This window comes from Dyadobacter diqingensis (assembly GCF_024220585.1).
In the GTDB taxonomy this organism is placed as follows: Bacteria; Bacteroidota; Bacteroidia; order Cytophagales; family Spirosomataceae; genus Dyadobacter; species Dyadobacter diqingensis.
Genome location: NZ_JAMXKF010000002.1, coordinates 250,545 through 266,357, shown reverse-complemented (window position 1 = coordinate 266,357; position 15,813 = coordinate 250,545). Strand labels below are relative to the sequence as shown.

Annotated in this window: 6 protein-coding genes; all 6 read left to right on the top strand. The window is 47.1% G+C overall.

Annotated features, from left to right (window positions below; genetic code table 11):
- Positions 1-161 precede the first annotated feature (161 nt).
- The 6 genes from M1L62_RS06745 to M1L62_RS06720 all read left to right on the top strand — a co-directional run bounded on the left by M1L62_RS06745 (position 162) and on the right by M1L62_RS06720 (position 15,806).
- Entirely contained in the window at positions 162-1,241 is a 1,080-nt protein-coding gene (locus tag M1L62_RS06745; RefSeq protein ID WP_254412265.1) for a FecR family protein, read from the top strand.
- Between the two features lie 163 nt (positions 1,242-1,404).
- Positions 1,405-4,941 (top strand): TonB-dependent receptor, encoded by a 3,537-nt coding sequence (locus M1L62_RS06740; protein ID WP_254412264.1) that lies wholly within the window; start codon positions 1,405-1,407, stop codon positions 4,939-4,941.
- 23 nt (positions 4,942-4,964) lie between these two features.
- Positions 4,965-6,752 carry a RagB/SusD family nutrient uptake outer membrane protein gene (locus M1L62_RS06735; protein ID WP_254412263.1) on the top strand — a complete coding sequence of 596 codons (1,788 nt, stop codon included), beginning with the start codon at positions 4,965-4,967 and terminating at the stop codon, positions 6,750-6,752.
- Positions 6,753-6,866: 114 nt separating this feature from the next.
- Positions 6,867-11,408, top strand: coding sequence for a T9SS type A sorting domain-containing protein (locus M1L62_RS06730; RefSeq protein WP_254412262.1), 4,542 nt, complete (start codon positions 6,867-6,869; stop codon positions 11,406-11,408).
- 111 nt (positions 11,409-11,519) lie between these two features.
- Complete coding sequence (locus M1L62_RS06725) at positions 11,520-13,451, top strand: glycoside hydrolase family 127 protein (protein ID WP_254412261.1); 1,932 nt, start codon at positions 11,520-11,522, stop codon at positions 13,449-13,451.
- 33 nt (positions 13,452-13,484) lie between these two features.
- Positions 13,485-15,806: a heparinase II/III domain-containing protein gene (locus M1L62_RS06720; RefSeq protein ID WP_254412260.1), complete on the top strand. Its 2,322-nt coding sequence runs from the start codon at positions 13,485-13,487 to the stop codon at positions 15,804-15,806.
- Positions 15,807-15,813: the final 7 nt, after the last annotated feature.

The window sequence follows — 15,813 nt, the reverse complement described above, 5'->3', positions numbered from 1 at the left end:
CACCTATATCCTATCATTGGATTTAATCAAGAAAATTTGATTTATTTCTTATGAATGGTATAAACTTTTCAATAACTTTTAAAACAATTTGCGGTAAAACAGCTTCCCGGTTTACTTATTAAGTATAGTGTAAAAGTGACACAACAGTATTAAGCCGGGTTATGCAAAAGCAGAGAAAAGGGTTTCTGAAAATTTTACAACGTTACATGGATAACGCCGCTGCGCCGGAAGAAAAACGTGTAATGGATTTCTGGTACGACTCCATTGACAATGAAGTTGGTGAGCCAGACCATGCGTACCGAAAAAATCTGGAAGAAAAATTGTGGTTAAGGATAAAATCTGAGACGACCGGCGAAAAAGCATTGCCTGATCCGGTCAAAAGAAGATGGTGGGAAAGCAGCGTACTTAAAATGGCCTCAGCGGCGGCTGTGCTGTTTGTGCTTGGTTTTATTTATTACACATCCGATTACCGAAAACTGGCTTCATTTCCCGTAAAAGGAATTTCGGTAGAAACTTTTGCTTCCTTATCCCATACAGAAAATAATACGGCCACAACCAGATTGGTGCAGCTGAAAGACGGGAGCACGGTAAGACTCGATCCGGGGGCTTCGCTTTATTATCCTGAAAGTTTTGCATCAGATAAAAGAGTGGTTTATCTGGTTGGAAACGGTTTTTTTGATATCGCCAAAAATCCGGAAAAACCTTTTCTGGTGTATAGTGAAGATATTGTGACCAAGGTTGTCGGTACCAGTTTTACAATCCGGAAAGATAAAATATCCGGTAATGTCGAGGTGGCGGTGGTGACCGGAAAGGTTATCGTCGAAAAATCCGCGCATAGCACAGCTGATTTCAAACCGGGCGAAGAAGGCGTTGTGTTAACCCCCAATAAAAAGGTGATCTATCTTGCCGAAAGTGAGCAGTATGTGACAGGGCTGGTGGAAAGCCCGGTTCTGGTGCAGCATCAGGAAGAATTTGTCAAACCGGAAGCCTTCAATTTTGAAGAAGCACCTTTGAGTTCCGTGATCGAGAAACTGGAAAAAGCTTATGGTGTTGAAATTGAGGTAACCAATAAATCGATTCTGAATTGCCCGATCACGGCTGATCTCACGCAGGAGTCCTTATTTCCGAAGCTTGAAATTATCAATGCCTTGTTAAACACAAAATCCGCGGTCGAAGGAACATCGGTCATACTCAGCGGCGGAGAATGCGCACCCTTTAAATCTGTTCACGCTAATCCCTGATTTATGGCATAACCGAAATTCTACTTTACAAAAAAACCGAAGATGTTGCAGCATCTCCGGCCTGATGACTTCCCAAAACTTGTGCTAACATGTTCATTCATTCTGAAAAATGAATACGGGAAGCCTTTTGTCCAATCTTTCACGATGTAACAAGAACAAAACAATGAAAAAACGAAGACAATTCATAGCGCCGTTAGGTACTATTATGAAAGTTTCATTTATACAGATATTACTGGCGTTCATCGCAGCAACATATACTTATGGGCACGTGGTCAGTGCGCAGGAATTACTGCTGCAAAAAGTGGACGTGAATGTTGAGCAGAAGGAAATTAAAACGGTGCTCACACAGCTTGAATCGATGCGCAATATCAAGTTCGTATATAGTTCAAGGTCACTGCCGGTGCAGCGTCGGGTTTCGCTGTCGATGACCAACAAAACGCTTTCGGAAGTATTGGATGCGATGTTTCGCCCCGACCGTGTTTCCTACAAGATTGTCAGGGACAGAATTGTGCTGACGATGGTCAGTCCATCCTCGTCGCTTGATGTCCCGGTAGAAAATCCCTTGCCGGAAAAATCGTTGGAAAGAACAATTACAGGGCATGTCACCGATGAATCCAAAGAACCTCTGCCGGGTGTGAATATTGCTATTAAAGGAACTGCCAAAGGTACAACCACCGATGCCAGGGGGAACTTCTCACTGGAAATTCCGGAAGGTGTGGTCATTCTGGTGTTCTCTTTCGTGGGTTACAGCGCACAGGAAATAAATGCTGATAACAGTTCGAAACTCGATGTAGTACTGGCTATCGATAATAAATCACTGAATGAGGTTGTCGTGGTAGGTTATGGTGAAAAGAAAAAGGCGACGCTGACCGGTGCCATTGCAACCATAGGAGCGGAGACATTTCAAAACCGTGGCGTATTGTCAAATCCGGTTCAGGCCTTGCAGGGACAGGTTCCGGGTGTGACGGTAACACGCAGCAGCGGCGCACCTGGCCGGGAAGGCTGGGATTTTAAAATTCGCGGAGAATCTTCCATTAACGGAACCGGGGCCCTGGTGCTTATCGACGGTATTCCCGGCAGCATGAGTAACATGAATCCCGATGATATTGAAACCATATCGATTTTGAAAGATGCCTCGGCAGCCATCTATGGCGCCCGTGCTGCGGGCGGGGTGGTTCTGGTAACGACGAAAAGGGGGAAAAATCAGCCTCCGAAAGTGACTTATAAAGGAAATGTTGCCATAAAAAGTCCGGGCCGCGTCAACAAATGGATGGATCAGAGCCAGTGGGCTTATTCGATGGAAGAGGCTCAGTTGAACTCAGGAAAAGTACCGGGGGATAACGTGGGGGCTATCGGAGACTGGGCAATCCAGGCCATGAAAACGCGCGATCCTCAGTATTATGGAAAGGTCGTGCCCTACGTAGGACCGGCAACGGGTATCGCCGACATGGGATTTGTCGATGTGGACTGGAACGATGTGTTGTGGCGATCTGTGGCTTCCCAGTCGCACAGCATTGGTATTCAGGGGGGAAGCGATAAAAGCACTTATAACCTTTCTCTGGGTTATATGGATGACAATTCGGTGCTTAATAAATGGGGAGAAGACGTTTCCCGCCGTTTCAATATCCGTTTGAACAACGACTTTAAAATTACAAAAGCAATCAGTTTTGCTACGAGCCTGGCCTTTGAGCGCCGTGCTACGATATATCCAAGTTTGAAGCCCAACGAAATCAATGGAAATCCTCCGGGTTCCCCCGTTTCAACAAAATCGGGACTGCCATATGCCTGGGGTGGAAATTACGGGGCGCAATGGAAATCGAAACTCGGTGGCAGCGTCAATGATAATGTGAACAGCCTTCTGGTCAATCTTAAACCAACTGTAAAACTTTTTGACGGACTAAATCTGGTCGGTAATGTTTCGTTCAATCCCTCAAATACGGACTACCAGTTATACGAAAATAAAATTCAGTGGTACAGCTACGAAGATGTGCCTTATGCGACGGTGATCAGCCCGAGCAATAACAAAATCGAGAAACGTTCCAGATCAACCATCTATCAGAATTATCAGGCCTATCTTGATTTCAACAGAGATTTTGGTCAGCATTCAGTTGGTGTGATGGCGGGCGCATCCTATGAGAAAAACCGTTACGATCAGTTCACCGGTTCTGCCAGTACGCTGAGCTCTCAGGATATTCATTCGCTTAATACCGGTGCCACAAAAGGAGCAGTGGACGAAATCCGGGCCTGGGCTCTGGCATCTTATTTTGGCCGGGTCACCTATGCTTTCAAAGGACGTTATTTACTGGAAGCGTTGGGGCGATACGACGGATCATCACGTTTTACACCAACAAACCGATGGAAACCGTTTTACGGCGCGTCAGCAGGATGGAGACTTTCGGACGAAGCTTTTATGCAGTCCAACGGCATTTTTGATGATCTTAAAATACGCGCCTCGTACGGCGAAACAGGAAACCAGAACGGAATCGGAGAATATGATTACATCGCTTTACTGAATCAGAATACAGCAACGGGGACGGCAGCAGGACAATTTCTTTTCGGATCGGACGCTAGTCCGGTTTATGGCCAGACGTTAACACAAAGTAACGTGGTAAGTTTGTCGAGAACCTGGGAAAAAATAAGGAATACCAACGTTGGAGTTGACTTTGCGATCCTTAAAAACCGGCTGACCGGAACGCTGGATTATTTCTGGAAAGACAATGCCAATATGCTGGCCTCTGTAACCTATCCGCAGGTTTTGGGAGCCACGGCACCTAAAACAAACTCAGGAAGACTGAAAGTGAAAGGCTGGGAAATTGGCCTGAACTGGCGCGACAAGATTGGTGAGCTTAGCTATTTTGTAAGTGCTAATTTAAGCGATAACCAGAACAAACTGATCTCGATGCAAAATGCGTCCGTGAAGACATATGATGCGAGAACGTCTTATCTCGAAGGTTATGCGTTGAACAGCTATTGGGGGCATCAGGCTTACAAACTGATTGAAACGCAGGCAGAACTGGATTCTTACAAAACGATCAACACGCTGCTGGCGCCGAATTTGCTGCGCATTGGTGATATGATGTACAAGGATACCGACGGTGATGGTAAAATCACAACTGCTGACGTTGTGCTGCTCGGTGACGAGACCCTTCGAAAAAGTTATTCGTTTAGCTTCGGCGGCGCCTGGAAAGGGTTTGATTTTAACGCGATCTTTCAGGGAGTTGGAAAAAGAACGGTGATCAGAAATAAATCTGCCGCAACCGTCCTGATTGCCAATACATTTCAGAATCATGACGCTTCTCTTTATGGAACGGCATGGAGTGATATCGCCGAGAAATATCCGGATAAAAATCTGCCAAAAGTTAATAAAGACCCATATGCCCGTCCGAAAACGACTACCGATGGTGGTACGAGAACCTACGATTATCTTTATTCCGATGCCTGGTACCGCAAGCAGAATGGCGCTTACCTGCGGATGAAAAATGTCGTGGTGGGTTACACAATTCCAAAGGTGATCACCTCCAAAATTCACATCGATAAGCTCCGGGTTTATTTTTCAGGCAATGATCTGTTTGAATTTACCAAAATCAAGGATGGCTGGGATCCGGAAACTTCCGCACAGGATCCGTTCGGTGGCACCGTGGGCTCAAATGCCTATCCGTTTGCCCGCACCTATTCTTTTGGTCTGGACTTAACTTTTTGATTTTATTATAAAAGACATTGATTATGAAAAAGATAAGTATTGTTTTTATCGCGCTGCTGGCGCTTTTACATACAGCTTGCAAGGATGCCCTTGATCTTTATCCTGAAACGGACCTTTCCGATATTTCCATGTGGAAGAACGCTGGTGATTTTGAAAAAGGGGTGAATAAATTTTATGAATGGCTGCCGAAGATCATGGACAACAATGATGCCAGCGTTGCAGAAAATACGCGTTATGGTATTGCCGACCGCGACAAGCTTGCGGATATCGTGATTGACAACGGGAGCTTGAATAATATCAGCAATTCCACCTATAACATTCCGGCCACAGATCCGTATTACGAAGGATATTACAAGCGGCTACGGGCGATTAATTATGTTTTCAAAAACGCGGAGGGATATGCGAAACCGGAAGAGATCAAGCAGTACCTTGCCGAAGCGAAGTTTTTCAGAGCTTATTACTCTTTCCTGTTTTTTGCTGATTTTGGCCCTGGTACAATTGTTAAAAATGTCCTGGAAACCGATGCCCCCGAGTTATCCTCAGCCAGAAATACCCGGGATGAATTTGCCGATTTTATCATCGCCGATCTGGAATCAGCCATCGCAGATTTACCTACACAGGCGACATTGCCTGCCGCACAGAACGGTAGAATTTCGAAAGGAACCGCACAGTCGATGCTGGCCCGCGTGGCACTTTTTGAAGGGACCTGGCAGAAGTATCATTTGACAAACGTAACCCGGGCGAATACGCTGCTGGATAAGGCCATTGCCAATTCGGAAGCGGTGATGAACGACGCATCCTATCAGCTGTTTTACGATGCCCGCATGGGTGCGGAGAGTTATCGCTGGATGTTTGTTTTGGAAAGTTCTTTACAGACCAATCCTTACAAACTGACGAAAGCGGTCAACAAGGAATACATTTTCAGAAACCGTTTTGATGAAAATATCCGCGTATCCAACCAGAACGTGGTACATACCATGCCGGGTGCGGGTGTAACAGCCAGCAGAAAAATGCAGGAAATGTACTTAACCGCGGAAGGGAAAATTGCCGTGCCGGATTACAAGACTTCACTGAACAGCTTTTTGAAAAACAGAGATCCCAGGCTGGCCGATAATCACCGCGCCGTCCTTGATCTGTATTGGGAATATGCTTTGGGCCGGGGCGACTGGGCGGGAGGAAAAGTGGATAGTCTGAGGGCGTCCGTGCGGAGTTATGATGGAGTTGGGTTTTTTAACAAAAAATTCGCTTCCGAAAGACTTTTTACCAATGCAACACTGGATGGGATGGACGTGCCGATTATTCGCCTGGCTGAAATTTACCTGACCTACGCCGAGGCAAAATTCGAGAAAAACGGCTCGGTCACAAACGCGGAGCTGGATCTGTCGATCAATAAACTGCGGACGCGTGTGCAGATGCCTGCCTTGACGAACGCAACGATTCCGGCCGGGTCGGATATGAAAACGGAAATCCGCCGCGAAAGAACGGTAGAGCTTTGGCTGGAAGGGCACCGCTACAATGACCTGCGTCGATGGAAAACAGCTGAAACGGAAATGAGCCAGGATCTTGACGGTCTGCCGTTTATGGGAGGTTCCGCATACCTTCGCACGGCCAGTGTTTTCGTTCCGAAGGACAATAAAACAGTAACTTATACGAATACCTACACGACCAACAAGGGTGTGGTCAATGCTGCCGGATTTGCTTTGAGAGAAGCAGGATCGGGGCGTAAATTTTCTGCAAAACATTACCTGAAACCGATCCCTTCAAAGCAGATCGAGATCAATCCTAATTTGAAACAAAACGAAGGCTGGTAAGGGGCAAACCCCTTTCTTTCCTTTTCTCTGATAGCCAATCAGCCCGCATGAGCCGGTGCTGAATGGCTGACGGGAAAGTCATGACCATTCCATTCACTTCAAATTGACATCGTAATGAAACGGGTATTTTTATATACAATCTTATTGCTCAGCAGTTTTATTCTTTTTCTTTCTACGAAATCAGTCGCACAGCGGACATTTGTCCATCCCGGTTTATCCCATAAAAGATCGGATCTCGACCGGATGAAATACATGGTGCAGGCAGGTAAGGAACCCTGGAAAACTTCGTTTCAGAATCTCTCGCAAAATCCCTACGCCAGTTATAACTATGCGGTCCAGGGAGATCCGGGTGTGACACGGCTGGTTGAACCTGCGGCGTTGCCCGGCTACAATTACGAAAAATTTAAGTACGACGCCCTGGCAGCTTACTACAATTCGATCATGTGGTACATCACCGGTGACGAGCGGCATGCGCAGAAATGTGTGTCAATTTTTAATGCCTGGGTTAATATCACGCACATCGAATCGAATGGTACCAAGGCACTTGACGCAGGCCGTGTGATCTGGAAAATGCTGGAAGGTGCCGAAATTATAAAAAATACTTATCCCGGCTGGTCTGCAACGGATATTGGTAAATTCAAAGATATGCTGGTATATCCGGGATATTCCACCACAGCAGAGCCAACCGCGGCGATCGATGCCGAAGATGCGACTTTCTACTGGTACACGTACAACGGAGATCCCGGACGCCATGGAAATCAGGGTATTTTTGCGATGCGGGGCATTATGGCTATCGGTATTTTCATGGATAACGAAATCATTTATGACCGCGCTCTGCGTTACACGAAAGGTTTGCCGCATCGCACCGACGATCTTCCATATCCTCCGGGTCCGCGTATCGTGACAGCTGCACCGGTAGCCTCTTCCAATGAATATTACGATGAATACAATACGGTATCTCCTTATACTGAGACCACTATACTTGATTATGGTTATAATGAATTGATCAGTAATTACATCTGGGAAAATGGGCAGTGTCAGGAGAGTTCACGGGATCAGGGACATGCTGTGAGCGGGGTTTCTAATATCAACACCATGTGTGAGATGGCGTGGAGCCAGGGAGATGATATATACAGCTTTCTGGATTACCGGCCTTTGCTGGGAATCGAGTTTGGAATGCGGTATAACATGTCTCTGAACTATACTTTTGCCGATCAGCCTGCACCCTGGGAGCCGACTGCTGAAAACGGGGAATTTATTCAGCGCAGAGACAGAAGCGGCCGCTGGTTTTCAAAGAAAATCAATCCATGGAACGGTGGCGACCTGACAAGACTGACACGTGGACAAAGTTTCAAATTTAATGAAGTGCCGTTTTTGGAAATGTCGCTGGGCCATTACAAGGACCGTATCGGTTTGGATCCCAACCGCTACAAATGGCTGAAACGCAGCTTTGACGCTTCAACAAACGAATATGGTCTGGAAGGGCAGGGCTTTCAGGTTGATCATCCGGGGTGGGGTGGGCTTACTTTCCGGAGGGCGGCAAACAGTCCGGGCGACCCTGTGGAATTTGTCAATGGCAATCCTGTTTACAAAATGAACGTGCTGCCGGGGAAAATCGAGGCGGAAAATTTTGATCAGTTTGTGAATGATGGCGAGGGAAAGGTTTACCATGATTTAACGCCTGCCAATACAGGTAGCCAATACCGCACCGGTGAAGCCGTTGACATTGAGGTCAGTTCGGAAGGTGGTTATAATCTTACAAATCTGGAAGACGGGGAGTGGATGAACTATACGGTGGCCGTCCCAACCTCCGGCAAGTACAAACTGGATGCGCGGTATGGGTCCAGTGCGGCAAGCGGATTTTTAAAAATTGAGTTTGACGGTATCGACAAAACCGGGCAGGTGGCAATTCCGTTCGGCAGCGGGCATTCCAACGGTGCTCAGGACTGGCAGGATATAACCGTGGCCACCGGTTTTACTTTACACGCCGGCGTCCAGAGTATGCGGGTTTTTATCTCAGGAACCAGCAATGTTTTTGCTCTAAATCATTTCAACATTAGTTATTTGTCTGCGCTACAATCGCAGACGATCGATTTTGCTCCTTTGCCAGCCAAAAATATCGGGGCTGCTGATTTTAATCCCGGCGCAAGTGCCACTTCCGGACTGCCTGTCAGTTATATCAGCTCCAATACCTCCGTTGCGACCATTGTAAACAATCAGGTGCATGTCGTTGGGCCGGGAGTGACCACGATCACAGCAACTCAGGCTGGCGATGATACGTATAGTCCGGCGTCCGGCGTGTCACAGATGCTCACCGTTTCGGGGATTGCCGCGGGGGATTATGTTTCGTCCGGCAATATCAACTGGAACGGCGGTAGTTGGAATATTTCTGATGGCAACGGAGGTGTATCCGGCACCACAACGACGGCACCAAATGCCAGCAGCAATGTTCATATTCTGGCTGGTCACACCGTAACGCTCGCGACTACGGCGGGTTTGATCAAAAATCTGACGATCCAGTCAGGTGGAGTTTTGTTACAACAGACTACTCTGACTGTTTCGGGATTGACTACCATCAGCGGGGAGCATACGATGTCGAGTACTTTCACGGTCAATGATTTTGTCATTACGGAGTCAGGCGTATTGGCCTCAACGACTGTTCCTGCCGGAAGCGTCAGCAGTCTGATCACTAACAAGGCAGTCACGATAACCATTCACGGACGGTTAGGTGCACCCGCGGGTTCGCCTGTCACGACGGTTGGGTCAGGAATCCGGATTTTTGTCAATGGCTCAGGTACTACAACATTTACCGGCTCCGGAATTGTTAACATCGCCCGTTTTGCCCCCAATGGCAATAACGCGGCGACACAAACGATCATTATTGACATCAATATGGAGCTGCGTAACTATGCCGGTTCAAGCGTTTCAAGCCTTACATTGCAAAATGGAAACACGGGCGCCGGAACAAAAGTACTGGTGATTAACGAAGGTAAAACGGTAAAACTTAACGGGAGTAATGGAAATGGTGCGTTTCACGGTGCTTATGGCACGGCCTATGGACTTACAGCGGCTAATAACACCGGCTCTTCCATGACGTACAACATCAATGGCACGCTGGATTGCTCCGATGCCCAGTTTAATCTGGTAACCAACCGCCAGACTGATGCCAATCTCGTAACAGTTAATGTCAATGGCGTTTTAAAATTGGGTTCGACGGTGCGCTTGTTCCGGTTTCGGTCAGCGCAGAAAATTAATGTTAATGTCGCAGACGGAGGTGTTGTGGATGGCGCAAGCGTGGCATTGAATTTAACTCATGGCACGGTCGGGCAAAGTGTCAATACCAGCAATTTTACAGGAACCGCCGCTGTGGCCAACGGTCTGGGCGGAGTGACTTTCAGCGGCAACAATCCTGCTGTTGGCACTTATACTTTCGATGGAAACGGAGGTTCAGGTTACGTAACACCACCCAGTGTTTATTTTAACGGAGGTACCACATCAAACAATTTATCGCCGACCTATGCCATTGGAAATCTAACAAATGGAGTTGTGACGAGTATTACGGTGATCTCAACCGGTACTTATACCATCAAACCGACTTCACTCGAATTTGTGGGTGGAGGCGTTCCTGCACAGTGGTTCTCCTTTATGGGTGAAAATCAATCCGGGGCAATTACGCGTTTGGTCAGCGCCGGTGTTTCAACGCCTTTCTGGCTGGGTAACGGAGCTTTGAGTTATAACCCTTTAACGGTTAAGCCAACTTCCGAAACGGTTTTTACGGTAAATGTCAGAGAAGGGAATTCAGCTCCCGCTTCCGTTCCAAATGCAAACATTACGCTGAACCGAACCTGGAATATCACACCGGTTAATCCATCTGTTACCGATCTGACTTTTGGTTATAACAATACGCAGGGCAATGCCAACTTTAATCCCTCGTATGCGATGAGACTGCTGCATTACAATGCCGGAACTTCTGCCTGGGAAACGCTGGGCGGTGCTGCAAATGCTATAACCGGGACTGGAACGGATGCCCTTATGACGTTTACCGGCGTGTCGGCGTTTTCGCCATTTACCATCGCCAATGACGTATCCGTACTGCCCGTAAAGCTGGTTTCTTTTAATGCCAGGAAATCAGGTGGTGAAAACAATGGCAGGGCGGTGTTGTTAACCTGGAAAACCAGTGCCGAAACGAATAGCGATCACTTTGAGATTCAACGGAGCCGTAACGGGAAAAACTGGGATGCGATCGGGAGAATTCTTTCGAGCCGCGAAAGTAGTACTTTGACTGAATACCGTTTTGAAGATGCCCGTCCGTTCACCAGCGGTCCAGTTGAGGGCGAAAACCTGTATCGCCTGAAAATGGTGGATCAGGACCAGACATTTGCTTACAGCATGATCCGGTCAGTCCCATTTGATGCTGACGCAAGAACGGTTTTATATCCTAATCCCGTGACGGACAAGATCACCATTCAGACCGACAACTGGCAAGATGTTAAAGAGATCAAGGTTTTTGATGTGTCGGGAAAACTGATTTACAACGATGAAAAAAATCCTGTTGCGGTCGTAAGTGCTAAGAATTTCTCTGGCGGGCTATATCTGCTGCATATCATCAGGAATAACCAACCCGCCGAAATTTTAAAAGTCGCGGTGGTTAAGTAAAAATAAAATTAATAGCTCAGTCAGGTTTTACGTCTTACTGAGCTATTAAAAATGAATGCGATCGCGAGGTAAAACATGGATGTCGGCTTCGGCATAATAATTCAAAAAGTGATGCAGAAATATTTTTTAAGCCTGGCGTTTTTTGCCACTATTTCGCTGGGATTGCGCGCTCAGTCGCATTATCCGGGGCAGCATGGGGGCAAGTTTGCTGTGGAAGACCAGTCAAAACCGGCCCGTTACAGTTTCGATCTTCAGGATGTGACGTTACTTGACAGCCGTTTCCGGGAAAACATGGAACGTGAACAGCAATGGCTGCTTGCGATTCAGAGCCGTCAGCTGCTACATAGTTTCAGAACCAACGCCGGAATTTACAGCGGTAATGAAGGAGGATATTTCGAGGTGAAAAAACTCGGTGGCTGGGAGTCGCTGGATTGTGAACTTCGCGGGCATTCCACGGGTCATATCCTGTCTGGTCTTGCGCTCATGTATGCTTCGACGGGCGATCAGCGATTTAAGTTAAAGAGTGATAGCCTCGTTTCCGGACTTGCAGAAGTACAGAAAATACTGAACCAAAACGGATATCTGAGTGCTTATCCGCAGGAGCTTATCAACCGGAATCTGGCCGGGAAAAAAGTGTGGGCTCCATGGTATACGCTGCATAAGATTTTCGCCGGACTCCTGGACCAATACCTTTACTGCGACAACCGGCAGGCACTGGAAATTGCTTCCGGTATGGCCTCCTGGGCATACCAAAAACTTCAACCGCTGTCTGCCGCGCAGCGTGCTGTGATGCTTAGAAATGAGTTTGGTGGGATCAACGAGTGTTTTTACAACCTGTATGCGATCACAGGAAACCGGGAAAGTAAATGGCTGGCTGAGTTTTTCTATCACAATGAAATGCTCGACCCGTTGAAAGAAGGCAAGGATATTCTCGATAAAAAACACGCCAATACTTACATTCCCAAACTGCTGGGCTTTGCCCGAAACTATGAATTGGAAGGTGCCGGTGAAGGCGGTAAAACAGCTGATTTTTTCTGGCAGACGGTGATCGATCATCATTCTTTCGTGACAGGCAGCAACAGTGATAAGGAAAAGTTTTTTGAGCCTGATCATCAGTCCGGGCATTTGACGGGTTACACTGGAGAGTCCTGTAATGTTTACAATATGCTGAAACTGACGCGCCATCTTTTTTGTCAGCGTGGTGATGTGAAGTACGCAGATTATTACGAGAAGGCGTTATACAACCATATTTTAGGCCAGCAGGATCCCGCCACCGGTATGATTTCGTACTTTCTGCCGATGTTGCCGGGAGCTCATAAAGTGTACAGCACACCCGAAAATTCGTTCTGGTGCTGCGTGGGCAGTGGTTTTGAGAACCAGGCCAAATACGGAGAGGCCATTTATTATCATCACGATGCTTCTCTTTTTGTCAATCTGTTTATTCCTTCCCGGCTTGACTGGAAAAACAAAGGCATAAAAATCAGACAGGAAACTGCATTCCCGAAATCCGGTACGACCGTGTTCACGATCGAAAAAAGCAATGCCGCTGCCTGGACGCTGCATGTGCGGAATCCTTCCTGGGTGGCGGGAGTTGCGCAAGTGAAAATAAACGGTCGCGTTTCGAAACCGGAGTTATCGGAAGGTTATATCGCGATTGAACGAAAATGGAAGGCAGGTGATACAGTGGAGATCAGTTTTCCGATGGCGCTGGGCGCGGTGGCAACGAATGATCATGAAAATAAAGTCGCATTCACCTTTGGTCCGATTGTACTGGCCGGAGATTTGGGCGGCAGTACAGTCCGTAAGCCTGCGCCCTATTCAAATCCCGGGTTATACAACGATTATTATACCTACAATTATCAGGTGCCGGCGGATATCACCCGAAGTCTGGATATCGATTCCAAAAATCCACAAACCGGTCTTTCCCGTGTCAGTCCCGACGATCTGACTTTTAGAATTGAAAAAAACGGCGTGACCCTGCGTCCGTTGTATGATATTCACAGAAGCAGATATGTGGTTTACTGGGACGTTAAACGACCATAATCATCCATTGAAAAGCTTATCCCCATCACACGCATGTACAAGTATTTCTTACCCATGGTTTTGGAAAAATTATTGCTGCTCGTTATCCTGCTTGGTTTTACAACGAAGCTGACAGCGCAAAAGCACCCGTATCTCATCTTTACAAATGAGCGGATTGAAGTGCTAAAAAAACGCATTAAATCCGACACCGCTATGGCTGACAATTGGCAGGAGCTGAGGACCGCGGCTGACGGTTTTCTGGTCAAAGGCAATGTCAAGGATAACCTTGATTATCTGTCGGTGGTCTGGCTGGTTACGGGAGAAAAAAAGTATGCGGACAAGATAAAGGAAGTGCTGTTAAAACTTTGCAGCCGTCCGTCATGGGCCAATGAAGAAATGCTCAAGCGCAAACCTGCCTGGCTGTCGGACCTGGAAACGGCGCGTAACTGCTGGGCGTTAGCGATCGGCTTTGATGCGATTTATGACCAGCTCGATAAAGAAGAAAAAAGAATGATCGTCGAAGGCGTTGTGCGGATGGGCATCAAAACCGCACTGGACGAATGGCTGCTTGCCGGCAAACGGATTCATACGCTCAATTCGATGGGGCACAACTGGTGGAGCGCCTGTGTGGGAAGTGCCGGAATTGCTGCGCTGGCAATAAAAGATGAACACCCCGAGGCTGAGGCCTGGGCAGAAGCTGTTGGGAATGGGATGGAAGAATGGTACCGTTTTAATGGTGACATCTTGCAAAACAAACCGAAAACCATCGATCAGGACGGAGGTATGTACGAAAGTGTTGGTTACGCTTCCTTCGGTATACAGCAATTTTTATTGTTCAATCTGGCTTTCAAAGATACTTATCCCCATAAAAAACAGCCGTTAACGCCGGGTCTGGGTAAGATCGCTGATTGGTTTTGTCAGGTTTCTTATCCGCGGGAAGGCGCGCTTTATTCGCTTAATTTTGGGGATAGTGAAGTACATGTGGCCGGTGAAAGTGTCATGAAACTGCTGTATGCTTTGGGAGAGAAAAACCCGAATATACGCTGGTACATCGATCAGGTGAAAAAGCGGCAGCATCGTGATATCTGGTTTGCCAATACGCCCATGGGTATTATCATTCAGCCGGATATGGAAAAAGTGCCGTCGGTTCCCAACCTGCCAACCGCTGCTTTGTACGAAGACATGGATTGGGCTACGATGCGGAATTCATGGCAAAAAGATGAGACGATGCTCGGTGTCAAAAGCGGGTATACCTGGAACCATTCCCATGCAGATGCCAATTCTTTTATCCTTTTTCACAAGGGAGAGGATATTATCAAGGATGCGGGCAATTCCTGGTACGGTTCGCAGGAATATCCTGCTTACTTTTTTCAGAGCGAGGCACATAATGTTGTCATATTTAACGGCAAAGCACAGCCCAAAGAGCAGCAGTACAATGGCTCACCCGTGCGAGGGCAGTTAAGCGATCTGATGGATGGCGGTCATATCAAGTATATTCTGGCTAACGGCGTGGGGCCAACCGCCCTGAATTTCACCCGTAATTTTCGCAATTTTATCTGGCTTGATAAGGTCATTATCATTGTCGATGACGTGAAAGCTCATGAAACCGGGAAGTTTTCATGGCGGCTGCATCCCGGCGGAACGTCGAAAAAAATAGGTGGAGATATTAGTATCAGTCACAATAAATCGTCGGTGCTGGTGCGTCCCTTGTTTCCCGAAACATTGGTGCAAACCGGTTTTGATCATGATTTTCCTGAAAAAATGAAGCTCACTGAAATTTCTGCGCCCAAGGCAAGAGATCCACAGCATCTGACTGAAATTCATTACGCAGTCGAATATCCCAGGGAGGTAAAGGAAACCAAGTTCATCACCGCGATCATTTTAAAAGACTCGCTCAACGATAAAAATCTGCCGGTGATCGAACGTCTGGAAAACCTGACAATGAACGGATTAAAAATCACACAGAACGGTAAGGTTACCGAGCTGTATCTCAACCTGCTGGCTGACGGACATATCATGCATCTGAACAGTGTTAATAATTTTGGTGGCTGGGACACAGATGCTTATCTGTTTGGTTTTTCCTATCCTGAAAAAAGCGGACAACCCCAAGCTGCCGATATCACGGATTATTTTATGGCCTATGGGAGTTATTTCAGACGGGACCAGAAAACTCTTTTCAGCTCACTTTCCAAGCTGAATCTGATCGCGCAGAAAAGCGGGGAGAAGTTTGACCTGATCTTGCAAGGGCAGCCGCTTATCAATGCCACTTTTAGCCTCGACCGGAAACCAGCCGTTTTTTCGCTTAACCACAAAACGACAACTCCTGTTTTTCAAAATAAAACATTGCAGATACGTATTGATAACGCCGCTAAATGATACTGAC

What these genes read in the sequence shown, in the direction of transcription:
- M1L62_RS06745 (WP_254412265.1), top strand. Translation starts at nt 162, where the DNA reads ATGCAAAAGCAGAGAAAAGGGTTTCTGAAAATTTTACAACGTTACATG.
- M1L62_RS06740 (WP_254412264.1), top strand. Translation starts at nt 1,405, where the DNA reads ATGAAAAAACGAAGACAATTCATAGCGCCGTTAGGTACTATTATGAAA.
- M1L62_RS06735 (WP_254412263.1), top strand. Translation starts at nt 4,965, where the DNA reads ATGAAAAAGATAAGTATTGTTTTTATCGCGCTGCTGGCGCTTTTACAT.
- M1L62_RS06730 (WP_254412262.1), top strand. Translation starts at nt 6,867, where the DNA reads ATGAAACGGGTATTTTTATATACAATCTTATTGCTCAGCAGTTTTATT.
- M1L62_RS06725 (WP_254412261.1), top strand. Translation starts at nt 11,520, where the DNA reads ATGCAGAAATATTTTTTAAGCCTGGCGTTTTTTGCCACTATTTCGCTG.
- M1L62_RS06720 (WP_254412260.1), top strand. Translation starts at nt 13,485, where the DNA reads ATGTACAAGTATTTCTTACCCATGGTTTTGGAAAAATTATTGCTGCTC.